Below are 23,422 nucleotides of genomic sequence, written 5' to 3' on the forward strand. Positions count from 1 at the left end.
AAACGCCGGACGGGCCGGAATGTCGCCGGAGTTGGGATGCCGCCGGTGTGGGAATGCGCCGGCGTCGAGTGTCAGCGGAAGTCGTCCACGTGGTCCTCGGCCCAGGTGGCGAACGTGCGCGCCGGGGTTCCCGTGAGTCGCTCCACCGTGGTGGTGATCTCCGGAGGTACGTCGACGGTGGCCGCGAAGACCTTGAGCAGGCCGGCGAGCATGTGGGGCGGGACGTGCGGGAAGAGTTCGGGGCCTGCCTGGTCCGGGGGGACCTCGACGAAGTCGAGTGGGCGGCCGAGGGCCTGGCCGAGGGCCGCGATCTGTTCGCCGTTGCTGATCGACTCGGGGCCGGTGAGACGGTGGGCGAGGCCTTCGTGGCCGTCGTCGAGGAGGACGCGTTCGGCGACGGCGGCGATGTCGTCCTCGTGGATGGGGGCGGTGCGGCCGTTGGCGAAGACACCGCGGACCGTGCTCCCGGTGCGGATCTGCGGGGCCCACTGGAAGGCGTTGGCGGCGAAGGCGTTGGGGCGCAGGAAGGTCCAGGCGAGGCCGCTGTCGCGGATGTGCTGTTCGGCGGTGGCGTGGACGATGTGGATGGGGTGGGTCTCGTCGTCGGAACTGCCCTTGATGATCCCGGAGGAGAGCAGGACGACGTGCCGTACGCCGGCCCGGCGGGCGGTGTCGAGGAGGCCGGGGTCGGTGGCGTGGGCGTAGACGAAGAGTCGGGTGACTCCGGTGAACAGGGTTGCGGGGTCGTCGAGTTGGAAGCGCACGGTCTCGGCCCGAGCGGGCAGGCCGGCCCGCTCGGGGTCGCGGGTCAGGGCCCGTACGGGGCTGTCCGCGGCGACGAGTCGGTGGGCGAGGGCGCGGCCGACGTTGCCGGTGGCGCCGATCACTGCGATCACGAGGAGTCCTCCTGGGGGCTGACCGTCCTTGGCGGCATCGAGCCTAGGAAGGTCGGTCAGCCCGCCGCATCGTCGGCAGGGAGGATCACCCCGGGTTGCGATTATGCCTCCCGTACCCGCAACGCCCGCTCCAGGTCGTCGAGTTGGTCGACGAGCTTGCGGCGCAGGGACGGGGTGAGGTCGGCGGCGCGGAGGCATTCCTCGCCGAGGCGGAGGGTTTCGGGGTCGACGGCGTGGGTGGGGAAGGCCCAGCGGCCGGCGGCGTCGGCCATGGCGGGGCCGCGGCGGGCGGCGAGGGCTACCGCGTCCTCGTAGAAGCGAGGCACGTACTCGCTCACCAGGTCGGCCTGTTCGGGTTGCCAGAAGCCCTGGGCCGTGGCGGTGAAGAGGTAGTTGGAGAGGTCGTCCGTGGTGAACATCGCGTCCCAGGCCGTGCGTTTGGCCTCGGGGTCGGGGAGGGCGGCGCGGCAGCGGGCGGCGCCTTCCTGGCCGGTGGCGGACGGGTCGCGTTCCAACTCGGCGGCGATCGCGGGCTCGTCGGTGGCGCCGAGGACGGCGAGGCGGGCCAAGACGCGCCAGCGCAGCTCGGGGTCGAGTTCCGGGCCGCCGGGGACGGTGCCTTCAACGAGCCAGGCGGCGATGGTGTCGGGGTGGGCGGCGACGTCGATGAAGTGGCGTACGGCGATGAGGCGCAGGCCGGGGTTGGAGCCGTCCTCGGTGCGGCGGATGAGGTCGCGGCACAGGGCGGTGAGGGTGGCGAGGGCGACCGGGCGGGCCTCGGGGGTGAGGTAGCGGTCGGTGACCTGGGCGGAGGCGAAGGCGAGGACGCCCTGGACGAGGGCTAGGTCCGTCTCGTGCGGGAGGTGGGCGCGGGCGGCGTCCAGGTAGGCGGAGGCGGGGAGTTGGCCGTCGCGCACGCTGTCGCGCAGGGCGTTCCAGACGACCGCGCGGGTGAGGGGGTCGGGGAGGCCGGAGAGGCTGGTACGGACGGTTTCCAGGGACTCGGCGTCGAAGCGGATCTTGGCGTAGGTGTAGTCGCCGTCGTTGAGGAGGACGAGGGCGGGGCGGGGGCCCATGGTGCTGGTGATGCTGCCGCCGGGGGTGGCGGCGAGGTCCTTCTCGATACGGCCGCGCAGGACCAGGCGGCTCGCGTCGTGCAGGTCGTGGTCGTAGAGGCCGATGGTGATGCGGTGCGGGCGGGTGCCGCCGGTTGATACGAGGGTGCTGAGGTGGGTGAGTCCGTCGTGGTCCAGGGAGGGGTCGCGCTTGGACAGGGCTCCCGGGCTGCCCTCGTGCCGGATGGTGTAACTCCAGTGGCCGTCACCGGCGTCGACTTCGGGGGTGAGCGTGTCCACGCCCGTCGTGCGCAGCCAAGCGTCCGCCCACGCGTGGACGTCGCGTTCGGTGCCCGAGGCGAGGGAGTCGATGAAGTCGGCGAGGGTGGCGTTGCCGAACTTGTGGCGGGCGAAGTGGGTGTTGATGCCGGCGAGGAAGTCCTTCTCGCCGAGCCAGGCCACCAACTGCCGTAGCGCGGAAGCCCCCTTGGCGTACGAGATGCCGTCGAAGTTGAGGAGGGCGGAGGCGGTGTCGTCGACGTTCTCCGGGGCCACGGGGTGGGTCGAGGGGCGCTGGTCGGCGTCGTAGCCCCAGGCCTTGCGGACGACTCCGAAGTCGGTCCAGGTGTCGGTGAAGCGGGTGGCCTCGGTGAGGGTCTGGTAGCCCATGTACTCGGCGAAGGACTCGTTCAGCCAGATGTCGTCCCACCACTGGAGGGTGACGAGGTCGCCGAACCACATGTGGGCCATCTCGTGGGCGATGACCATGCCGCGGGTCTGCCGCTCGGTGTCGGTGACGGCGGAGCGGTAGATGAACTCGTCGCGGAAGGTGACGAGGCCGGGGTTTTCCATGGCGCCCGCGTTGAACTCGGGGACGAAGGCCTGGTCGTAGGAGTCGAAGGGGTAGGGCTCCTCGAACTTCTCGTGGTAGCGGTCGTAGCACTGGCGGGTGATGTCGAGGATCTCGTCGGCGTCCGCGTCGAGGTGGGGGGCCAGCGAGCGGCGGCAGTGGATGCCGAAGGGCAGGCCGCGGTGTTCGGTGCGCACCGAGTGCCAGGGACCGGCGGCCACGGCTACGAGGTAGGTCGAGATGAGGGGGGTGGGGGCAGCCTGCCAGCGGCCTTCGCCGAGGTGTTCGGTGATGCCGTTGGCGAGGACGGTCCAGCCTTCGGGGGCCGTGACGGTGAGGTCGAAGACGGCCTTGAGGTCGGGCTGGTCGAAGGCGGCGAAGACGCGCTGGACGTCCTCCATGAAGAGCTGGGTGTAGAGGTAGGTCTCGCCGTCGGTGGGGTCCGTGAAGCGGTGCATGCCCTCGCCGGTGCGGGAGTAGCGCATGCTCGCGTCGACGCGCAGTTCGTGCTCGCCGGCGGTGAGGCCGGGCAGCGGGAGCCGGTTCTCGACGAGTTGTTCCGGGTCGAGGGGGTGGCCGTCGAGGGTGACGGAACGCAGCTCGGCGGGCTTGAGCTCGACGAAGGTGTCGGTGCCTGCTTGATCCCCGCGAACGGTGAACGCGATGACGGTGCGGGAGTCGAAGGTGTCTTCGCCCGTCGTCAGATCGAGTTCGATCGTGTAGCGGTGGACGTCGAGGAGCCTGGCACGGGTCTGCGCTTCGTCGCGCGTCAGTACGGACATGGTGGACATGCTGCCTGATGGCACTGACATGGCACAGAGCAGGTCGCGTACGCGGCTTATGTCCGGTCGGGCGCGGGGGCGGATGCCGATGTGGATGCGGGTGTTGATGCGGATGCGGGTGCGGGTGCGGTGTTCTGGGCGTCGCGCCGGCAGGGCACGCGCGCGTCCGGGTGGGGTAGCGCGGGGCGGGGTTCCCGGGGGTCCTTGAGGAGGGCGCGGAGTTCGCGGACCTCCTGTTCGAGGGCCTGGTGGCGCCGGTGGGCTTCGTAGAGGTAGCGGACCTTGGTGCGCAGGGTCCAGGGGTCGACGGGTTTGGTGACGAGGTCGGCGACGCCCAGGGCGAAGGCGGCGGCGGTCAGTTCGGGGTCGAGGCCGAAGCCGGTGAGGAGGATGACGGGGATGTGCTGGGTCTGTTCGAGGCGGCGCAGATAGCGGACGACGTCGAGGCCGCTGACGCCGGGCATGCGCACGTCGAGCAGGAGGAGGCCGACCCGGCCGCGGAGCACCTGCTTGAGCGCCTCGTCGCCGCTGGTGGCGCGGGCGAGCGGACAGTCCAGCGGGGCCAGGGCACTCTCCAGCGCGTACAGCGTGTCCTCATGGTCGTCGACGATGAGGATCTTGGCATCCGACGGCATGGCCCGACGTCCCTCCCGCGTGGGACAACCAGCTTATGGCGCAGGCGCTGACGGGGCGTGCCCGTCGGCTGACATGGAGTGCACAAGGAGCGCACAGCGCAGCATGGCTCCGAACTCGCCCCGCTGTCACGCCCCTTGCGGGACCCGGGAGGTCAGTTCGCCGTGGGTGAACCGCCGTTCACGGCGTCCTCGGCGATGCGCTCGTGGTGCCGGATCACCTCGGCGATGATGAAATTCAGGAACTTCTCAGCGAACGCCGGGTCCAGCTTGGCGCTTTCGGCCAGCGCGCGGAGGCGTTCGATCTGGCGGGCCTCGCGGGCCGGGTCGGCGGGCGGCAGCCGGTGGGTGGCCTTGAGGAAGCCGACCTGCTGGGTGGCCTTGAAGCGTTCGGCGAGCATGTGGACGACGGCCGCGTCGATGTTGTCGATGCTGTCGCGCAGCCGGGCGAGCTCCTCGCGCACGGCGGGGTCGACGTCACCGGTTCCATTGGTGCTGGTGGTCATGGGCGACCACCCTACGTGGCGTGCGACCACTCGATCATCGGCCCCTGTGTGGGGTGCGGCTATGTGGCGTGCGGTCATTCGACGATCGGGCCTGCGTGATGTGCGGCCATATGGTCGTCGACCCCTATGTGGTGTGCGACCACTCGATCGTCGGCCCTATGTGGCGTGCGGCCACGCGATCGTCGGCCCTACGTGGTGTGCGGCCACTCGATGATCGGTGGATCGGCCGGGTCGGGGACCTGGTCGCTCCAGCCGCCGGGGACGGTGCGGCCCTGTTGGGCGCGGAAGCGGACGGGGGGCATGCCGACGCGGCGGGTGAACAGGCGGGAGAAGTAGGCGGGGTCGTCGTAGCCGACGCGGCGGGCGACGGCGGCGACCGGGAGTTCGGTGGCGGCGAGGAGTTCCTTGGCGCGGCCCAGGCGGATGCCGAGGAGGTAGTCCTTGGGGCTGCATCCGGCGCCTCGGCGGACGGCGGCGCGCAGGGCGGCGGGGGTCATGCCGTGCCGGGTCGCGTGGTCGGCGACGGTCAGCGGCAGACAGGCGTCCCGGGCGAGGGCCTGGAGGACCGGGTCGCCGTCGGGGGCGAGATCGGCGCGGGCGCGGCGCAGGGCGACCAGGAGTTCGTGGACGGCCGCGCCGGTCTCCACCTCCAGGAGCGGGTTGCCGCGCCGCGCGGCGCGCGCCATCCGCCCGATGACCGCGCGGGGACCGGCCGCGTCCGAGAGGGGCACCACGGGCCGTTCCGGCTCGATGTAGCCGAGTTCGGTGTACGTCGTCGTCGCGGGCCCGGTGAAGTCGACGAACCCCTCGTCCCAGCCGGCGCCGGCGTCGGGCGCGTAGTGGTGCGGGACTCCGGGGGTGAGCCACAGCAGCGCGGGCGCGGTGACGGTCGTACGGCGGCCGTCGGGGGCCAGGTACCAGCCGCCGCCCGCGCTGATCACGACGGCCACGTGGTGGTCGAGGGTGCGGGGGCCGACGGTGGGCAGGGCGCCGTACTGGAGGCCCACGCCGAGGCAGGCGAGGCCGAGGCGGTGATGGGCGGGTGTGGGGGTGAAGAAACGCATCCAGGTGTGGTACATCGACGCCCCCTCACACAGTGTTCGGTCCGCTCGGTCCAAGTAACGGTGATCCTTGTCCGTGACTCCTCCCCGGCGTAAACACCGGGACTTCTCGCTATGCCGGTTGGGCGTCGCGACGGACCAGCCCGGCCCGTAGAACGTTCAGGGCGCCCACCGTGTCAGCGTGCGCGCTGTGGCCGCACGAGACGCAGTGGAACTTCTCCTGGGTGGGCCGGTTCTCCGCCGAGACATGCCCGCAGGTGGGGCAGGTCCGGGAGGTGTTGCGGGGGTCCACAGCGATCACTTCCCGTCCGGCGCTCTCAGCCTTGGCGTGCAGGATCGTCAGGAACACCCCCCATCCGGCATCCGAGATCGAGTGGTTCAACCCGGCTTTGGCAGCAGCCCCGTTGGGCAGGAAGCCGCCCGGCCGGTCAGGGTCCGGCTTCGGGGTGGGGGCCTTGACCATATTGCGGATCTTGAGGTCTTCGTGCGCGATGAAGTCGTGCTCACGGACCAGAGCGAGAGCGGTCTTGTGCGCGTGGTCGAGCCGCTGGAGACGTACCTTGCGGTGGAGTTGGGCGACCTTCTCCACGGCACGCCGGTGGTTGGCTGTGCGCTTGTCCCGGCGAACCCGGGGGAAGCGGGACAGTGCCTGCTGTGCGGCTTCGAGCTTCGCGGCAGCGCGACGTCCGTACCGGGGATTCGGCACGAACTCACCGCCCGAGTCGGCGAGGAAGTTGGCTATGCCCATGTCGATACCGACCGCGCTGCCGGTCGGCGGCAGCGGCTCGGGCTGGACCTGCTCGGCGGTCAGCACGACATACCAGTGCCTGCCCTCGCGCTTGACGCTGACGGTCTTGACCGTGCCGGCCACCGGCCGGTGCTGGTTGACCTTGACGTGTCCGATGCCCTGGAAACGGACCCGGGTCACGGGGTCGTGTGGGGTGGAGTTCCAGCGGCAGCCGTCACCGTCTTTGGGGAAGCCCACCGTGTCGAACGAGTTCACCCCTCGAAAACGCGGATACCCGGGCGCATCACCGGACTTGACCCGGCGGAAGAACGCCGCGAACGCCTTGTCCAGACGGCGCAAGGTGGCCTGCTGCGAAGAGAACGACCAGCGGCCCTGACGCTCCGGGTCAAACGCCCGGATCTCCTTGAGCTGCGCGGACTGCTGCCCGTATGTGATGCCCGTCTTCGAGGCATGCCGGTAGGCGTCGCGCCGTTCCTGCAACGCCCCGTTGTAGAGGGAGCAGTGTTCCCGCAGCATCTCGCCGAGCGCGGCCTGCTGGCCCACGGTGGGCCGGATGAGGAACTTGTACGCACGGATCATCCGGCCCACCCCCCTTCGGCTGAGTTCGCTTGATCATAATACACTTGGCGAATGTCACCACGCTGGGAACCAGACCCCGATGTCCGTAGGGGAAATCATGTCGAGTACCACCTGCATGCCCACTTGGTATTCGTCACCAAATACCGGCGCGAGGTCTTCAACGACGAGATGCTGACGCGCTGCGAGGCGATCATGCGGGACGTGTGCGAGAGCTTCGGCGCGGAGCTGGCCGAGTTCAACGGCGAAGGCGATCACACCCACCTGCTGGTGCACTACCCACCGAAGATCGCCCTGTCCAAGCTGGTCAACAGCCTCAAGGGGGTCAGCTCCCGCTACCTGCGCGCCGAGTACACCGGGCGGATCAACCGCATCGGCACGGGGTCGGTGTTCTGGGCACCCTCGTACTTCGTGGGGTCGTGCGGCGGCGCACCACTGAGCATCGTCAAGGACTACATCGAGAACCAGAAGCGCCCCGCCTGACCACCACCGCCGAGACACGGAGAACTCCGGCGCTACACACCTCCGGGCCGAGGATCGCATTCCCGCCCGGCCTGAAGGCCGGGATTCCTGCGAAGATCAAGGGATGGACGTGATCGGCGCCAAGGGGTGAGAGTCGGGGCATGAGCGAGTTCACCGTGGGCGACAGGGACTTTCTGCTGGACGGGCGGCCGGTGCGGCTGCTGTCCGGGGCACTGCACTACTTCCGGGTGCACGAGGCGAGTTGGGGGCACCGGCTGGCGATGCTCCGCGCGATGGGCCTCAACTGCGTGGAGACGTACGTCCCGTGGAACCTGCACGAGCCGGCGCCGGGCGACTTCCGGAACGTGGCGGCGCTGGGCAGGTTCCTGGACGCGGCGCGGGAGGCGGGCCTGTGGGCGATCGTGCGCCCGGGGCCGTACATCTGCGCGGAGTGGGAGAACGGCGGACTGCCGCACTGGCTGACCGGCGAACTGGGGGCACGCGCGCGTACGCGTGACGCACGTTTCCTGGGCCACCTGGAGCGCTGGTTCCGGGAGTTGCTGCCCGAGGTCGTGTCCCGGCAGCTGGACCGCGGCGGCCCGGTGATCATGGTGCAGATCGAGAACGAGTACGGGAGTTACGGCTCCGACGCGGTGTATCTGCGGCGCGTGGAGGAGCTGTTGCGCGACCAGGGGGTCACGGTCCCGCTGTTCACCTCGGACGGTCCCGAGGACTTCATGCTGAACGGCGGTTCGGTCCCCGGTGTCCTCGCGACGGTGAATTTCGGGTCCCACGCGCGCGTGGCCTTCGAGACGCTTCGAAGGCACCGCACCGAAGGCCCGTTGATGTGCATGGAGTTCTGGTGCGGCTGGTTCGACCACTGGGGCGGCGAGCACGTCGTACGCGATGCCGGGGACGCGGCGGACGCGCTGCGCGAAATCCTGGAGTGCGGTGCTTCGGTCAACCTCTACATGGCGCACGGCGGCACCAACTTCGCCGGCTGGGCGGGCGCCAACCGGGGCGGCGGTGCCCTGCACGAGGGCCCGTTGGAGCCCGATGTGACGTCGTACGACTACGACGCGCCGATCGACGAGTACGGGCGCCCCACGGACAAGTTCTGGCGCTTCCGCGAGGTACTGGCCGGGTACGCGGACGGCCCGCTGCCCGAACTCCCGCCCGCACCGGACGTGTTGGGCGCCCCGGCCGAGGTGAGCCTGACCGGCTGGACGTCCCTGGCCGACGTACTGGAGGCACGCGGCGGTCCGGAGACCGAGGGCCCCGTGCCGCCGAGCTTCGAGGAACTGGACGTGGACCGCGGAATCGTCCGCTACGAAGTGACCGTTCCGGGACCGCGCGCGCCCTGTCCGCTCACCGCGCGCGGGCTGCGGGACCTCGCGGTGGTGTACGTCGACGGAGAGCGGGCCGGGGTCCTCACGGAGGGCGACGAGCAGCTCAAGGAGCCCGTCGCCGGGCACGCGCGTGTGCAGTTGTGGGTGGAGTCCCTGGGGAGGGTCAATTACGGGCCGCGGCTCGGGGAGGCGAAGGGGATCACCGGGGGGCTGTTGCACGAGCGGCAGTATCTGCACGACGTACGCGCGCGTGGGCTGCGGTTGGACGCGCTGGACGACGTCACGGGGGTGCCGTCGCGGGAGCTGCCGTCGGACGGCTCCCCCGGGCTGTACCGGGGCACCGTCGAGGTACGGGGTGTCGGGGACGCCCTGCTCGAACTGCCGGGCTGGACACGGGGGTTCGTATGGATCAACGGGTTCAATCTCGGGCGGTACTGGTCGGCCGGACCGCAACGGGAATTGTACGTCCCCGGTGCCGTCCTGCGGGAGGGCGTGAACGAGGTGTGGGTGCTGGAGCTTCAGGAGGCGCCGTTCGCCGGTGAGTCCGTCGTCCTGCGTGGTCACCGGGAGACGGGGGCGGACCCGATCTCGACGACACGGGCCCAGTCGGGCGGTGTGTCCGGCACGTAGTCGGGGTCGTCCTCGGCGTACGACCCGCCGTCGTGCCGGCGCGGGAACAGCCCGACCACCGTCCGGCACGGCGGTCGGGACTCCGGCCAGGGTGTCTGACCGTCGGTGAGGACGACGACGGCGTCGGGCCGGCCGCGCAGGGCCTTGGCGAAGCCGGTGCGCAGGTCTGTGCCGCCGCCGCCCAGCAGCTCGATGCCCTCGGCGCGGCACAGCGGTTGCGCGACCCGGGCCGCCGCGTCGCAGGACACCACGGAGACCAGGTCGCGGCGCCCGCCCACGGCCCGTGAGATCGCGGCGACTTCGAGGAGCGCACTGCCCAACTCGGCGTCGCTGACCGACCTGGAGGTGTCGATGACCACACACACCCGGGGCGGTCGGCGGCGCAGGCTCGGCAGCACGATGCCGGGCAGCGACACCGAGCGGCGCGAGGGCCTGCCGTAGGTGTAGTCCTCGCCCACACCCGGAGCGGAGACCGCCGAGCGGACCGCCGCGCCCAGCAACTCCCGCCACGGCTGCGGCGGATGGAACGCGTCCTCCGCCCACCGCCGCCACCCGCTGGGGGTGCTGCCCGGGCGGCCCTTGATGGCCTGCGCCACCCGGAAGCGGACGGCGTCGCGCTGCTGCTCGCTGAGCCCGTGCGCGCCGTCCGGCCCCAACTCCCAACCCCGGTCGAGGCCGTCGGCACCGCTGCCGCAGTCCAGCCACGCCAACTCCTGGGTGCGCGGACCGAGTTGGAACCAGCGCAGGTAGTCCTCCATCAGGTTCCCGGCGGGCAGCCCCAACGTCTCCGGCCGGACCGCGCCTTCGGGGGTGACCAGGCCGTCGCCGTACGCGTCGTCGTTGATCTCCATGTCGGCGGCGATGTTCATCCGCAACCGCTCCCCCGGGCCGGTCAGTTCGCGCTCGCGGGCGACGCGGTCGCTGCGGCCGTGGTGGTCGCGGAGGAGATGGGACACCTCGTGGACCCAGACGCCGGCCAGGTCCTCGACCGACATCCGGTCCACGAAACCCGGCGAGACATAGCAGCGCCAGTGCCGGTCGACGGCCATCGTCGGGACCTGCCGCGACTCGACCGTGTGGAGGGCGAACAGGGCCGTGGCGAGGTAGGGGCGGGCGCGGGCGGCGTAGAGCCGGGCGGCGAAGAGCTTGTCGAGGTCGAGAGTGCCCACCCCATTGGCTTCGGACGTGTTCATCGGTGGGCCTTCGCTGCCTCGGCGGCGCGGTCCGCCCGCTGCGACAGGGTGACGACTCCGGCGAGTTGCTCGATGGCCGGGGGTACGTCCCAGTCCTCGCGGCGCAGCGAGGCGAGGGTGGTCGCGGGCACGACGACCAGGTCCGGGGCGCCGGTCTCCAACGCCCGGACCAGCAGCGCCCAGGCCGCGTCCCAGCGGGCCCGGTCGGGACGGTTGCGGACCGCGGCCACCACGCCGTCGAGCACGGCCTGGCGCAGATCCCCGCGCGCGGGCAGCTCACCGGCCGTCGGGTCGGCGAGGAAGATCTCCGGGTCGGGAAGGTCCATCCGGTCCACATTGGCGAGCAGTTCCAGGCCGGGGCCGTCCCCCACCGTGCCCCTGACCAGCAGGGACAGCACCTCCCGGGAGGAACCGGCCGCCGTCGCGAACGCGATCAGGCTCATCGCCATCTCCCAACTCCGGGGCGAGGGCCAGGCACCGCCGCGCCGCGTCTCGCTGCTGGGCAGTTGGTGGACCAGCTTGGGCCGCCCGGTGAGCAACCCGCACACCGCGCGGCGCGCGAAGTCCACGGCCTCGGGCAGCTTCTCCGGGTCGAGCCGCGGCAGGGTCGCCCGGGGCCAGGTGCCACCGAGGCCGCGTACGACGACCTCGTGGTCGTGCGTCCACTGAAGGTGCACGAAGCGGTTCGCGAGCGGCGGGCTCAGCTCCCAGCCGTCGGCCGCCGAGGACCGCGGGTTGGCGGCGGCCACGATCCGCACCCCGGGCGGCAGCCGCAGCGCGCCGATCCGCCGCTCCAGCACCAGCCGCAGCAGCGCGGCCTGCACGGCGGGCGGCGCGGTGGACAACTCGTCCAGGAACAACAGCCCCCGTCCCGCCCGCACGAGCCGTACGGCCCAGTCCGGCGGGGCCATCGGAACGCCCTGCTCGGCGGGATCGTCGCCCACGACGGGCAGCCCGGAGAAGTCGGACGGTTCGTGGACGCTGGCGATCACCGTGGTCAGCGGCAGGTCCAGGGCGGCGGCGAGTTGGGTGAGGGCGGCCGTCTTGCCGATACCCGGCTCGCCCCAGAGCAGGACGGGAAGGTCGGCGGCGACGGCCAGAGTCAGGGCCTCCAGTTGGGTGTCGGGACGGGGTTCGGTGGTGGTGTCGCGCAGGAGGGTCAACAGGTCCTCGGCGACGTCGAGTTGGGCGGGTGAGGGGATGGGGTCGGCGGGGTTGAGGGCGGCGTACAGGGTGCGTGTGGGCATATGTGGTCACCTTTGGGGTCGAGTTGGGGTGAGGTGAGGCGTGCGTGGGTGAGGGCGGGGGCCGAAGGCCCTTGCGGTCAGCGGCTGGTGGTGCGGCGGGGCCGAAGTCCCGTGCGGTCAGCGGCCGGTGGTGCGACGGGGGCGGGGCTTCCGAGGGTGCGGACGTCCCGAGAAGAAGTGGCCGGACCGTGGGCCGGGTTCGGCCAGGCCCGCCCTGAACAGCCCGTACCTGAGCCGCCGTTCGGCCGCCGCCTGGAGTTCGTCCCGCAACGCGCCACCGCGCAGCACCGCGTCCGGACCGAGCAGTCCTTCTACGACGGCCAGCGCGCCGGCGGTGTCGCCGTGGATGAGGCGTTCGCGCACGCCGGTGAGGCAGTCCGGGCGGCGGTGGGCCTCGTCGATGACCTGGAGGCAGGGCAGCGGGGTGCCGGTCAGCGCGACCAGCAGTTCCTCGCGACGGATCTCGGCCGGATCGTGGTCCAGGGGTGCGAGTACGCCGTCGACCAGGCCGATCCGGTGCTGGGCGCCCCGGCATTCGATCAGGTGCGGTTGGCCTCCCTGTTCCGGCACCGGCGTGGAACCGTCCGACCGGGGGCGATCCGGTACGAGGGCGGCGGCGACCAGTGGATGCAGGTGGTCGGCGTCGATCGCGCCGGTGCGGAGCAGTTCCAGGTCGGGCAGGGTCCAGGTCGCCGCGTAGGGGAGGACCGGCAGGGCGGTGGCGGTGCCGTCCGTCGGTGCCGGTGCGATCCGCAGGGTGCCCGGGACCGGATCCAGGGTCAGGAGGAACCGGTGCCGGGACCCGAACCGCACGACGACCGGACCGGCGCCGCGCCCCTCGGCGCGGAGCACGATCGCCGCCTCCGCGGCCCACCGGTCGACGGCGCAGTTCCGCACGTCGGGCACCCTGTGCAGGTCCGCGATCGGCGGAGGTTCGACACCGGGTGGCCGATCGGAACCGGACCGGTCCCGCAGCTCACTGCTCCTCCCCGCGTCCCACAGATGTCGGTGCAGGTCGAGGCGGAACCAACGGCTGGGCCGGGGATGCGGATGCCGACGGGCGTCGGCGGCACGGCGGGTGCCGTCCCACAGCGCGAGGCTGATCCGCTGGCCGCCGTCCGCCCAGGCAGGTGGAGTCCGGACCACCAGATGCGGCGGGCCCGTGGCATCGTCGTCGCCATCGTCGCCGTAGCGGGCCAGGGTGAGGGTCAGTCCCGGGCGCAGCAGGCCGTCCGGCGCGATCCTCGGCAGATGCCATCGGAGCAGGTCAGGGGCGAGTCGGCGGAGATCGGCGCGGACCTTGGCGGCCAGTTCCCGGCCGTGGGTGCGCGCTACGGACCGTAGATCGAGATCGAGGTCCACGCCCGCGGCGGCGCAGGCGCCCGCCCAGTCCCCGGCACGCCGACGGGCCGTGGCGGTCTCGATCATGGAGGGCGGCACGGCGAACTCGCGCACGCGCAGCCAGAAGGAAAGTCGGGAATCCCCGTTCGCGGTGTGAGGGAGCATCAGCGCTCACCTTGCGCGGACGGGACCCCCGATCTCTGTACGGAGTGAACCATCGTCGTCGTCATCGCGGGGAGCATAACCTTCCCGGCCGCGATCTGTCAGGGGTATTTCAGGGGCGTGCGTTCGTGCGCATCGGCATACAGTGGATGCGGGTTCAGGGCGTCTCTGGGGGTTGTGGACGTGGCGGACGACGGACCGGTCGAGCACGGCTACCCGCACCTCGATACGGTGCGGGACGCCATCACCGCGCTCTACAAGCGGTTGTCCTACGACACCGTCCAGACGTTCGCGACCAGCGTGGCCCCCGTCGACGTGGCGTTCGGCGACACGGACGACCTGCATCTCGGCGCGCAGCGGGTGGCCCGCGAGATGGTCCGGCACTACCGGCTCCCGGACGCGCGGCCGATCATCAGCTTCCGTGAGATGACACATGCGGCGAACGTCGAACTCACCGCAGGGCCCGAGTACTTCATCGAGTTGAACGACCGGTTCCGCACCCATCGGCGGGACATCGGCGCGGCTCTCGCGCACGAGGTGATGCACGTGTATCTGCACCGCCTGGACCTGTCCTTCCCCGGCACCCGCGAGAACGAGATCCTCACGGACACGGCGGCGACGTATCTGGGGGCGGGGTGGCTGTTGCTGGACGCGTACCGGGAGGACGCGGCGTCCTCGCAGAAACTCGGCTATCTCACCCCGGAGGAGTTCGGATACGTCCTCGCCAAGCGGGCCCTGGTCTTCGGCGAGGATCCCTCCGTGTGGTTCACCAGCCCGCAGGCCTACACGGCGTACGTCAAGGGCATGGCCCAGGCCCGGCGTGACGAGCAGCAGCCGCCGTTGACTGCGGCGGGGTGGGCTGGGCGTCGCCGGTACGCCCATGACCGGCGGCACGCACCCGGACCGGGTTCTCCGTCAGGCGTGCCGTACGCCTTCAGCGGGGACCAGGGTGGCAGCCTTCGGGTGTCCTTCCCGTGCCCTACGTGTCATCAGCGCATCCGGGTGCCGGTGCGGGGGCGGGTACGGGCGAGGTGTTCGCTGTGCCGGACGGTACTGGAATGCGACACATAGCTTGAAGTGCCGGGTGTGCTCCGGGTGTTGACGCGGCCGAGCGGCGTCGCAGTGAGCGTCCTTGGGGGCTCCGCCCCCAGCCCCCCGGGCCTATGCCCACCCACCGCCCGTGCGGGTCGGCTGAGAAGTGGCCCAAGAAACACCCTCTCCGCCTACACCCCGTAAACCGCCCCCGGAATCCCCGCCTCCGCAAGGAGTTTCACCACCGTCTCCCCCACTTCCCCCACCCCCCACCGCGCCCCCTTCTCCGCACTGGGCCCCGCCCGCCACCCCTCCATCACGGTGATCCGCCCGCCCTCAGCCTCGAAAACCCGCCCGGTGACCCCGGCCCCCTCCCCTGACCCGAGCCACACCACCAACGGCGAGACATTCTCCGGCGCCATCACATCGAACCCGGAGTCGGGCGCGGCCATGGTCTCCGCGAAGGTGTGTTCCGTCATGCGGGTCCGTGCCGCGGGGGCGATCGCGTTGACCTGGACACCGTAGCGGGCGAGTTCGGCCGCCGCGACCAGGGTCAGGCCGATGATGCCGGCCTTGGCGGCGCTGTAGTTGCCCTGCCCGACAGAGCCCAACAGCCCTGCCCCGCTACTGGTGTTGATGATCCGGGCGACCGGAGTACGGCCGGCTTTCGTCTCCGCCCGCCAGTGCGCCGCCGCGTGTTTCAGCGGCAGGAAGTGCCCCTTCAGATGGACCCGCATCACCGCGTCCCAGTCGTCCTCGTCGAGGTTGACGAGCATCCGGTCGCGCAGGTAACCCGCGTTGTTCACAAGGGTGTCGAGCCGGCCGTAGGTCTCCAGGGCGGTGGACACGAGGGACGCGGCACCGTCGGCCGTGGCGATGTCCCCGCCGTGGGCCACCGCCTCGCCGCCCGCCGCGCGGATCTCGGCGACGACCTGCGCGGCCGGGCTGTCGGGGTCCGGGGTGCCGTCGAGGCCGACGCCGAGGTCGTTGACGACGACCCGGGCGCCCTCGGCGGCGAAGGCGAGGGCGTGGGCGCGGCCGAGACCCCGCCCCGCGCCGGTGACGACGACAACCCGCCCATCACAGATTCCGCTCATGTCGATCACCCTTCAACTCACTTACCCTTATTGGCAGTTGCCGCGTCCAGGAACGCCGGTCGCTCCCCGCCCCCGTGCACCAGAAGGCTCGCCCCGCTGATGTAGGCGGCGGCGGGGGAGGCCAGAAAGACCGCTGCCGCGCCGATGTCGGAGGGGTCGGCGAGCCGGCCGAGCGGGACGGTTCGGGAGACGGCGTCGATGGCGTCCTCACCGCCGTAGTGGAGGTGGGCCAGTTCCGTGCGGACCATGCCGACGACGAGCGTGTTGACCCGGATGTCCGGCGCCCACTCCACCGCCATCGAACGGGCCAGGTTCTCCAACCCGGCCTTGGCCGCCCCGTACGCCGCCGAACCGGGCGAGGGCCGGCTGCCGCTGACGCTGCCGATCATCACGACCGAGCCCTTGGCCCGCTTGAGGTGTTCGTACGCGGCGAGGGAGGTCGTGAGCGGGGCGAGAAGGTTCAACTCGATGATCCGCGCGTGCCGTTCGGCCTCCGCGTCGACGAGTGGGCGGTACGGCGCGCCGCCCGCGTTGTTGACGAGTACGTCGAGTCGGGGCAGCTCGGCGAAGAACTCCCGTACGGCGTCCGGGTCGCGCAGGTCGAGGGGCCTGAACTCGGTTCCCTTGACCGGGTCTTCGGGCGGTCGGCGCGCACAGGTCAGCACCTCGGCACCGGCCTCGACGAAGGCCCGTGCGATACCGGCGCCGACGCCTCGGGTGCCACCGGTGACGAGGACGGTTCTGTCGGCGAGCGGGGCGTCGCGCGAGTTGTCCACAGGGCGATCGTCGGCAGGGTGGTTATCCACAGGGCCTCCCGCTCGGATTCTCCGGCTGCTAGCTTCGAAGCCTCGCACCTAACAAATGTTTGGTGGAAAGGTAGCTGATGCGTCCATGGGTGTCTCCACCTCGCCCTCGAAAAAGGGGCCCGAAAAAAATGGCGTCGCCGTCGTCACGGTCGACTACCCGCCGGTGAACGCGCTGCCGGTGGACGGCTGGTTCGCCCTGGCCGACGCCGTGCGCACGGCCGGGCGCGACCCGGACGTCCGCTGTGTGGTGCTGGCTGCCGAGGGGCGGGGCTTCAACGCGGGCGTGGACATCAAGGAGATACAGGCGCGCGGGCAGTCGGCCCTGGTCGGGGTCAACCGGGGCTGTTTCGAGGCGTTCGCGGCGGTGTACGAGTGCGAGGTGCCGGTCGTCGCGGCCGTGCAGGGTTTCTGCCTCGGCGGGGGCATCGGGCTGGTCGGCAACGCGGATGTGATCGTGGCGAGCGAGGACGCCACCTTCGGCCTGCCCGAGCTGGACCGGGGCGCGCTGGGCGCCGCCACACATCTGGCCCGGCTGGTCCCCCAGCACCTGATGCGCGCCCTGTACTACACCTCACGCACGGCGACAGCGGCCGAGCTGCACGCGCACGGCTCGGTGTGGCGGGTCGTACCGCGCGCCGAACTCCTCCCCGCAGCCCTGGAGTTGGCGACCGAGATAGCCGCCAAGGACGGCGAGCTGATCCGCCTCGCCAAGTCCGCGATCAACGGCATCGACCCCGTCGACGTCCGCCGCAGCTACCGCTTCGAGCAGGGCTTCACCTACGAGGCCAACGTCAGCGGCGTGGCCGACCGGGTCCGCGACACCTTCGGAAAGCCCGAAGTGACCGGCGAGAAGGCAAGGAAGGGGGCGTAGGTGACCGACAAGACGATGACGGCCGACGAGGTCGTCGCCCGGCTGCACAGCGGCATGACCCTCGGCATCGGCGGCTGGGGCTCGCGCCGCAAACCCATGGCCCTGGTACGGGCGTTGCTCCGCTCGGACCTCACCGACCTCACCGTCGTCTCGTACGGCGGCCCGGACGTCGGCATGCTCGCGGCGGCCGGCCGCATCCGCAAGCTGGTGGCCGCCTTCGTCACGCTCGACTCGATCCCCCTCGAACCGCACTACCGCGCGGCACGCGAGAGCGGAGCCTTCGAGCTGATGGAGGTCGACGAGGGCATGTTCATGTGGGGCCTGCGCGCCGCCGCGAACCGGCTGCCGTTCCTGCCGGTGCGCGCGGGGATCGGTTCGGACGTGATGCGGGTCAACCCCGGCCTGCGGACGGTCACTTCGCCGTACGACGACGGGGAGACGTTCGTCGCGATGCCCGCGTTGCGGCTGGACGCGGCCCTGGTGCACGTCAACCGCGCCGACCGGCTGGGCAACGGGCAGTACCTGGGCCCGGACCCGTACTTCGACGACCTGTTCTGCGAGGCGGCGGACGCGGCCTACGTCTCCTGCGAACGGATCGTGGACACGGCCGAGTTGACGAAGGAGGCGCCGCCGCAGTCCCTGCTCGTGAAGCGGCTGAGCGTGACCGGAGTCGTCGAGGCCCCCGGCGGCGCCCACTTCACCCCGTGCGCTCCCGACCACGGCAGGGACGAGGCCTTCCAGCGGCTGTACGCGACGACACCCTGGGCGGAGTTCGCCGAGCGCTTCCTGGCCGGTGACGAAGAGGCCTACCGGTCGGCAGTGCGCAACTGGCAGGAGGAGCAAGGGTGATGGACGTATCGCGTAGGGACGTACCGCGGATGGACGTACGGCGTTCCGAATACTGCGTGATCGCCTGCGCGGAGGCGTGGCGTGACGCGGGTGAGATCTTGGCCAGCCCGATGGGCCTGATCCCCTCCGTCGGGGCCCGGCTGGCCCGGCTCACCTTCGCGCCGGATCTCCTGCTCACCGACGGCGAGGCGATGCTCGTCCGTCCGGACGGGACACCGGAGGGCTGGTTGCCGTACCGGCAGCACCTCGCCCTGGTGTCCGGTGGGCGGCGGCACGTGATGATGGGCGCGAGCCAGATCGACCGGTACGGCAACCAGAACATCTCGTGCGTCGGCGACTGGGCGCGGCCGAAGCGGCAGTTGCTCGGGGTGCGCGGGGCGCCGATCAACACCCTGAACAATCCGACGAGTTACTGGATACCGCGGCACTCCCGGCGGGTGTTCGTGGAGAAGGTCGACATGGTGTGCGGGGTGGGCTACGACCGGGTCGCCGAGCATCCGGGGACGGCCCGCTTCCACCGTATCCCCCGGGTCGTCTCCGACCTCGGTGTCTTCGACTTCGCGACCCCCGACCGCTCGATGCGGCTGGCCTCGCTGCATCCGGGGGTGAGTGTGGAGCAGGTGCGGGAGGCGACCGGCTTCGAGCTGACCGTCCCGGACGAGGTGCCGTCGACCCGTGAACCCACCCCGGACGAGTTGCGGCTGATCCGTGAAGTGATCGACCCGGCCGACACCCGGCTCAGAGAAGTGAGTTCGTGATGGAGACCGCGCTGACCCGGCTGGTCGGGGTCCGGCATCCGATCGTGCAGACGGGCATGGGGTGGGTGGCGGGACCGCGCCTGGTGTCGGCCACGGCGAACGCGGGCGCGCTGGGCATCCTGGCCTCCGCGACCATGACCACCGACCGGCTCCGGGACGCGGTCCGCGAGGTCAAGTCCCGTACGCGGGAGCCGTTCGGGGTGAATCTGCGCGCGGACGCGACCGACGCCGGCGACCGGGTGCGGATCATCATCGAGGAGGGAGTACGGGTCGCGTCCTTCGCGCTCGCGCCGTCCGCCGAGCTGATCGCGGAGTTGAAGGAGGCGGGCGTGGTCGTGATCCCGTCGATCGGGGCGCGGCGGCACGCGGAGAAGGTCGCGGCGTGGGGCGCGGACGCGGTGATCGTGCAGGGCGGGGAGGGCGGCGGGCACACCGGGGAAGTGGCGACGACGGTGTTGTTGCCGCAGGTCGTGGACGCGGTGGACATACCGGTCGTGGCGGCCGGCGGCTTCTTCGACGGGCGGGGGCTGGTCGCGGCCCTTGCCTACGGGGCGGCGGGCGTCGCCATGGGCACCCGCTTCCTCCTCACCTCGGACTCGACGGTCCCGGACGCGGTGAAGGCGGCGTATCTGGCGGCGACGGTCAAGGACGTGACGGTCACGAGGGCGGTCGACGGCCTGCCGCACCGCATGCTCCGTACGGAACTGGTCGACGCCCTGGAGAACTCCGGCCGTACGAGAACCCTGTTCCAGGCGGTACGCCGGGCGGCGGGCTTCCGCCGGCTGTCCGGACTGACCTGGCGCCGGATGATCCGCGACGGCCTCGCCATGAAGCACGGCAAGGAGCTGACCTGGAGCCAGGTCCTGTTGGCCGCGAACACGCCGATGCTGCTCAAGGCGTCGATGGTGGACGGTCGGACGGACCTCGGGGTGATGGCGTCCGGGCAGGTGGCAGGGGTGATCGAGGACTTGCTGTCGTGCGCGGAGCTGGTGGCGCGGGTGATGAAGCAGGCCGACGAGGCGCTGTGGACGCTGGTCCGGGCCGACGCCTGAACTGAGGGGGCGGGGGCAGGTGGCAGGTGGCAGGGGCGGGGGGTGCCCCTAATCTCTTCGGTCAAGCCGTCTGGGCGTCCGCGGGAGTCCCCGGTGCGAGCTTCAGTTGTCCGTGGCTGTGTCGGCCCCGGTGTATTCGTAGATCCAGCCGGCGGGAGCATCGGGGGAACGGACGGGTGTGTAGATGTGCCGGGCGGCAGGGTTCCAAGGTCTCTGTCCCCGGCCGCCGCGAGCACGGAGGCGTGAAGGTGGAAGCGCGTCTTGATCGAGCTGGACGATCTTGGTCCGTCCGTTGAACGGGCCGCCGGTCAGCTTGATGCCGACGGTGTTGTTGACCACTTCGCCGGCCAGCCAGCGGCGGATGACTTTCATGTGCTCGGAATCCTCGGCCCCCATCTCCGAAGCTGATCACGCGCCTGTCCGGAGGACAAGGAGGTCTCAAGTCGCCGCGGCGGGCTGGGGTTCGTAGAAGGTGCCGTCGCGGAGCATTGCGAAGAGGACGTCGGCTCGTCGTCTGGCGAGGCGGAGCAGGGCCTGGGTGTGGTGCTTGCCCTGAGCGATCTTCTTGTCGTAGTAGGCCCGCGATGCCGGGTCGCCCAGGGCGGCGTAGGCGGCGAGGTGGCCTGCGGTCGGGAAGGTGCTGCCGTCGCCGACCTCGATCAGGATCCGTGCTCCGGTCCTGACGCCCCCCCCGGATCATCAACAACAGGAGGGGGAGGGCCCCCGGGGGCGCAGGCAGCTAGGGCGTGGCCCGGGTCGGTCAGAGCCGTTCGATGATCGTCACGTTGGCCTGGCCGCCGCCCTCGCACATGGTCTGGAGGCCGAACCGGCCGCCGGTGCGCTCCAGTTCGTGCAGGAGGGTGGTCATGAGCTTGACGCCGGTCGCGCCGAGGGGATGGCCGAGGGCGATCGCGCCGCCGTTGACGTTGACCTTCTCCGGGTCGGCGCCCGTCTCCTTCAGCCAGGCGAGGACGACGGGTGCGAAGGCCTCGTTGATCTCGACGAGGTCGATCGCGTCGATGGACAGGCCGGTCTTCTTCAACGCGTGGGCGGTGGCCGGGATGGGTGCCGAGAGCATGCGGATCGGATCCTCGCCCCGGACGGAGAGGTGGTGGACGCGGGCGCGGGGCGTCAACCCGTGCTCCCGCACCGCCCGTTCCGAGGCGAGCAGCATCGCCGCCGCGCCGTCGGAGACCTGGGAGGAGCAGGCGGCGGTGATGGTGCCGCCGTCGACGACCGGTTTCAGGCCGGCCATCTTCTCCAGCGAGGTGTCCCGGCGCGGGCCCTCGTCGACCGCGACCGCGCCGTAGGCCACCGTCTCCCGTTCGAAGCGGCCCTCGTCGATCGCGCGCAGGGCACGCCGGTGCGAGCGGAGGGCGAACTCCTCCTGGTCCTGCCTGCTGATCCCCCACTTCGCGGCGATCATCTCGGCCCCGGCGAACTGGTTGACGGGCCGCGTCCCGTACCGCGCGCGCCAGCCCTCGCTGCCCGCGAAAGGACCGTCCGTGAGTCCCAGCGGCAGGGCGGCCTGGCGGGAGGCGAAGGCGATGGGGATGAGGGACATGTTCTGGACGCCGCCCGCGACGACGAGGTCCTGGGTGCCGGACAGGACGCCCTGCGCCGCGAAGTGCACGGCCTGCTGCGAGGACCCGCACTGCCGGTCCACCGTCACGCCCGGCACCTCCTCGGGGAGCCCGGCCGCCAGCCAGGCGGTCCGCGCGATGTCCCCGGCCTGCGGCCCGACCGCGTCCAGGCATCCGAAGACGACGTCCTCCACGGCGGCGGGATCGATCCCCGAGCGCGCGACCAACTCCTTGAGCACATGCGCCCCGAGGTCGGCCGGATGCACCCCGCTCAGCCCTCCCCCGCGCCGCCCGACGGGCGTACGGACCGCTTCGACGATATAGGCCTCGGCCATGTCAACTCCCCATACAGACACGTGAGTTATGTGCGTACGGCGATCCCGTCCAGCACCATCGACAGGTACTGCCGCGCGATCTCCTCCGCGCTGTGCTGTCCACCCGGCCGGTACCAGGACGCGGCGACCCACACCGTGTCGCGGACGAACCGATAGGTGAGCCGGACGTCGAGGTCGGCGCGGAAGACCTGGGCGGCGACCCCGCGCTCCAGCGTGGACAGCCACGCCTTCTCGAACTTGCGCTGCGACTCGGCGAGGAACGCGAACCGCTCCTGCGCGACCAGGTGCTTGCTCTCCTTCTGGTAGATCGCGACGGCGGCACGATGCCGGTCGATCTCCCGGAACGACTCGGTGACCAGGGCCTCCAGCGTCTCGCGCGGGCTCAACTCGGCGTCCAGGACGGTGTCGTAGCCGCCCCACAGCTCGTCGAGGAAGGTCCGCAGGATCTCCTCCAGCATCGATTCCTTGGAGTCGAAGTGGTAGTAGAGGCTGCCCGCGAGCATGCCCGCGTGGTCGGCGATCTTCCGTACGGTGGTGGCGTTGTACCCCTGCTCGGCGAAGACCTCGGCCGCCGTGTCGAGGAGTTCACGACGGCGGGCCGGAGCGGCGGTCACCGGGGGTTTCTTCTTGGTCGGCACGGACCCATTGTCGTGCCCCGGCCCCGGCTTCCCGTGCGGCCCCTCGCCCACGCCCTCCCGCCGCTAAGCATGCTGGCTGCTCACGGAGACGACCTCGCCGGTCATGTAGGACGAGTAGTCCGAGGCCAGGAACACGATCACGTTGGCCACCTCCCAGGGCTCCGCGTACCGCCCGAAGGCCTCGCGCGCGGTGAGTTCGGCGAGCAGCTCGGGCGTCGTGACCTTCACCAGGTGCGGGTGCATGGCGAGGCTCGGCGAGACCGCGTTCACCCGCACCCCGTACTCGGCGGCCTCGATCGCCGCGCACCGGGTCAGCGCCATCACGCCCGCCTTGGCCGCCGCGTAGTGCGCCTGCCCGGCCTGGGCACGCCAGCCGACGACGGAGGCGTTGTTGACGATCACCCCGCCGCCGCTCTCGCGCATCGCGCGCAGGGCGGCCCGGGTGCACCGGAACGTGCCGTTCAATGTCACGTCCAGCACCTTCGACCACTGCTCGTCGGTCATGTCGACGAGGTCCGAAGTCCCGCCCAGGCCCGCGTTGTTGACGACGACGTCCAGCCGCCCGTGCGCGGCGACGGCCGCGTCGAACAACCCCTGCACCTGCGCCTCGTCGGTGACATCGCACGGCAGCGCGGCGACCGACTCCGACCCGAACTCCCCGGCCAACTCGGCCTCGTACTCCTTCAGCCGTCGCGCGTGCGCGTCGCTGATCAGCACGCGCGCACCCTCCTGGAGGAAGCGGCGTGCGGTGGCCCCGCCGATCCCCGCGCCGGCGGCGGCGGTGACGACGGCGGTGCGTCCCTTCAGCAGCCCGTGCCCGGGGACGTATGCCGGACTCTCGACGCCTGTCATGGGCCCACGCTAACCTACCAAACACTTGTTAGGGAAGAACTGCCGAAGACTCAAAGGCT

22 protein-coding genes and 1 pseudogene are annotated in these 23,422 nt (G+C 71.1%); 7 read left to right on the top strand and 16 right to left on the bottom strand.

Features of this window, described 5'->3' with window-relative positions; all coding sequences use genetic code 11:
* Window positions 1-71 precede the first annotated feature (71 nt).
* The 6 genes from SPR02S_RS37865 to SPR02S_RS37890 all read right to left on the bottom strand — a co-directional run bounded on the left by SPR02S_RS37865 (window position 72) and on the right by SPR02S_RS37890 (window position 7,109).
* Window positions 72-896 (bottom strand): NAD(P)H-binding protein, encoded by an 825-nt coding sequence (locus SPR02S_RS37865; RefSeq protein ID WP_019062233.1) that lies wholly within the window; start codon window positions 894-896, stop codon window positions 72-74.
* 101 nt (window positions 897-997) lie between these two features.
* On the bottom strand, window positions 998-3,592 hold the full coding sequence (gene pepN / locus SPR02S_RS37870; protein WP_019062234.1) for an aminopeptidase N: 2,595 nt from the start codon (window positions 3,590-3,592) through the stop codon (window positions 998-1,000).
* 47 nt (window positions 3,593-3,639) lie between these two features.
* A complete protein-coding gene (locus SPR02S_RS37875; RefSeq protein ID WP_019062235.1) occupies window positions 3,640-4,218 on the bottom strand; it encodes a response regulator in 579 nt (192 codons plus the stop codon).
* A 152-nt stretch (window positions 4,219-4,370) separates the two neighbouring features.
* Entirely contained in the window at window positions 4,371-4,721 is a 351-nt protein-coding gene (locus SPR02S_RS37880) for a chorismate mutase (RefSeq protein WP_019062236.1), read from the bottom strand.
* Between the two features lie 188 nt (window positions 4,722-4,909).
* Window positions 4,910-5,800: a helix-turn-helix domain-containing protein gene (locus tag SPR02S_RS37885; RefSeq protein ID WP_019062237.1), complete on the bottom strand. Its 891-nt coding sequence runs from the start codon at window positions 5,798-5,800 to the stop codon at window positions 4,910-4,912.
* 94 nt (window positions 5,801-5,894) lie between these two features.
* A complete protein-coding gene (locus SPR02S_RS37890; RefSeq protein ID WP_019062238.1) occupies window positions 5,895-7,109 on the bottom strand; it encodes an RNA-guided endonuclease InsQ/TnpB family protein in 1,215 nt (404 codons plus the stop codon).
* 51 nt (window positions 7,110-7,160) lie between these two features.
* On the opposite strand from SPR02S_RS37890, the gene tnpA reads away from it, so the two are divergent.
* Window positions 7,161-7,589 (top strand): IS200/IS605 family transposase, encoded by a 429-nt coding sequence (tnpA, locus tag SPR02S_RS37895; RefSeq protein WP_078623117.1) that lies wholly within the window; start codon window positions 7,161-7,163, stop codon window positions 7,587-7,589.
* 140 nt (window positions 7,590-7,729) lie between these two features.
* Window positions 7,730-9,547 (top strand): glycoside hydrolase family 35 protein, encoded by a 1,818-nt coding sequence (locus SPR02S_RS37900; protein ID WP_019062240.1) that lies wholly within the window; start codon window positions 7,730-7,732, stop codon window positions 9,545-9,547.
* Here the strand turns inward: SPR02S_RS37900 and SPR02S_RS37905 are convergent.
* The 3 genes from SPR02S_RS37905 to SPR02S_RS37915 all read right to left on the bottom strand — a co-directional run bounded on the left by SPR02S_RS37905 (window position 9,478) and on the right by SPR02S_RS37915 (window position 13,493).
* Window positions 9,478-10,740: a vWA domain-containing protein gene (locus tag SPR02S_RS37905; protein ID WP_019062241.1), complete on the bottom strand. Its 1,263-nt coding sequence runs from the start codon at window positions 10,738-10,740 to the stop codon at window positions 9,478-9,480. The two genes, SPR02S_RS37900 and SPR02S_RS37905, sit on opposite strands and share 70 nt — an antisense overlap.
* Window positions 10,737-11,987 carry an AAA family ATPase gene (locus SPR02S_RS37910; RefSeq protein WP_019062242.1) on the bottom strand — a complete coding sequence of 417 codons (1,251 nt, stop codon included), beginning with the start codon at window positions 11,985-11,987 and terminating at the stop codon, window positions 10,737-10,739. The genes SPR02S_RS37905 and SPR02S_RS37910 overlap by 4 nt, the downstream gene beginning before the upstream one ends.
* A gap of 117 nt (window positions 11,988-12,104) precedes the next feature.
* Window positions 12,105-13,493 carry a hypothetical protein gene (locus SPR02S_RS37915; protein ID WP_019062243.1) on the bottom strand — a complete coding sequence of 463 codons (1,389 nt, stop codon included), beginning with the start codon at window positions 13,491-13,493 and terminating at the stop codon, window positions 12,105-12,107.
* 180 nt (window positions 13,494-13,673) lie between these two features.
* On the opposite strand from SPR02S_RS37915, the gene SPR02S_RS37920 reads away from it, so the two are divergent.
* Window positions 13,674-14,561 (top strand): hypothetical protein, encoded by an 888-nt coding sequence (locus tag SPR02S_RS37920; RefSeq protein ID WP_026151221.1) that lies wholly within the window; start codon window positions 13,674-13,676, stop codon window positions 14,559-14,561.
* A gap of 152 nt (window positions 14,562-14,713) precedes the next feature.
* Here SPR02S_RS37920 and SPR02S_RS37925 read toward each other — a convergent pair whose 3' ends face one another.
* Both SPR02S_RS37925 and SPR02S_RS37930 read right to left on the bottom strand, forming a co-directional pair.
* Entirely contained in the window at window positions 14,714-15,619 is a 906-nt protein-coding gene (locus SPR02S_RS37925) for an SDR family oxidoreductase (protein WP_026151222.1), read from the bottom strand.
* Between the two features lie 17 nt (window positions 15,620-15,636).
* Complete coding sequence (locus SPR02S_RS37930; RefSeq protein ID WP_019062246.1) at window positions 15,637-16,395, bottom strand: SDR family oxidoreductase; 759 nt, start codon at window positions 16,393-16,395, stop codon at window positions 15,637-15,639.
* 115 nt (window positions 16,396-16,510) lie between these two features.
* Here SPR02S_RS37930 and SPR02S_RS37935 point away from each other — a divergent pair, with 115 nt between their 5' ends.
* The 4 genes from SPR02S_RS37935 to SPR02S_RS37950 are packed head-to-tail and all read left to right on the top strand — an operon-like array spanning window position 16,511 to window position 19,955.
* Window positions 16,511-17,296 carry an enoyl-CoA hydratase family protein gene (locus SPR02S_RS37935; protein ID WP_019062247.1) on the top strand — a complete coding sequence of 262 codons (786 nt, stop codon included), beginning with the start codon at window positions 16,511-16,513 and terminating at the stop codon, window positions 17,294-17,296.
* Window positions 17,297-18,145: a CoA transferase subunit A gene (locus SPR02S_RS37940; protein ID WP_019062248.1), complete on the top strand. Its 849-nt coding sequence runs from the start codon at window positions 17,297-17,299 to the stop codon at window positions 18,143-18,145.
* Window positions 18,146-18,174: 29 nt separating this feature from the next.
* Window positions 18,175-18,903, top strand: a complete 729-nt coding sequence (locus SPR02S_RS37945; RefSeq protein WP_019062249.1) for a CoA-transferase subunit beta — start codon at window positions 18,175-18,177, stop codon at window positions 18,901-18,903.
* On the top strand, window positions 18,903-19,955 hold the full coding sequence (locus SPR02S_RS37950; protein WP_019062250.1) for an NAD(P)H-dependent flavin oxidoreductase: 1,053 nt from the start codon (window positions 18,903-18,905) through the stop codon (window positions 19,953-19,955). Before SPR02S_RS37945 ends, SPR02S_RS37950 begins: the two co-directional genes overlap by 1 nt.
* Before the next feature lie 102 nt (window positions 19,956-20,057).
* On the opposite strand, the gene SPR02S_RS37955 is transcribed toward SPR02S_RS37950, so the two are convergent.
* From SPR02S_RS37955 to SPR02S_RS37970, 5 genes and pseudogenes are all read right to left on the bottom strand, one after another.
* Entirely contained in the window at window positions 20,058-20,327 is a 270-nt protein-coding gene (locus SPR02S_RS37955; protein ID WP_019062251.1) for a DUF8847 domain-containing protein, read from the bottom strand.
* Window positions 20,328-20,393: 66 nt separating this feature from the next.
* Window positions 20,394-20,648 (bottom strand): annotated as a pseudogene (locus SPR02S_RS60855) (transposase); the annotation flags it as partial.
* A gap of 67 nt (window positions 20,649-20,715) precedes the next feature.
* A complete protein-coding gene (locus SPR02S_RS37960) occupies window positions 20,716-21,873 on the bottom strand; it encodes an acetyl-CoA C-acetyltransferase (RefSeq protein ID WP_019062252.1) in 1,158 nt (385 codons plus the stop codon).
* 26 nt (window positions 21,874-21,899) lie between these two features.
* The gene (locus SPR02S_RS37965) at window positions 21,900-22,511 is read right to left on the bottom strand and encodes a TetR/AcrR family transcriptional regulator (protein WP_019062253.1); all 612 of its coding nucleotides are present in this window, start codon (window positions 22,509-22,511) and stop codon (window positions 21,900-21,902) included.
* A 63-nt stretch (window positions 22,512-22,574) separates the two neighbouring features.
* Complete coding sequence (locus SPR02S_RS37970) at window positions 22,575-23,363, bottom strand: SDR family oxidoreductase (protein ID WP_019062254.1); 789 nt, start codon at window positions 23,361-23,363, stop codon at window positions 22,575-22,577.
* Between the last annotated feature and the right edge of the window lie 59 nt (window positions 23,364-23,422).

The sequence above is a fragment of the Streptomyces prunicolor NBRC 13075 genome, from assembly GCF_000367365.1.
Lineage (GTDB): Bacteria > Actinomycetota > Actinomycetes > Streptomycetales > Streptomycetaceae > Streptomyces > Streptomyces prunicolor.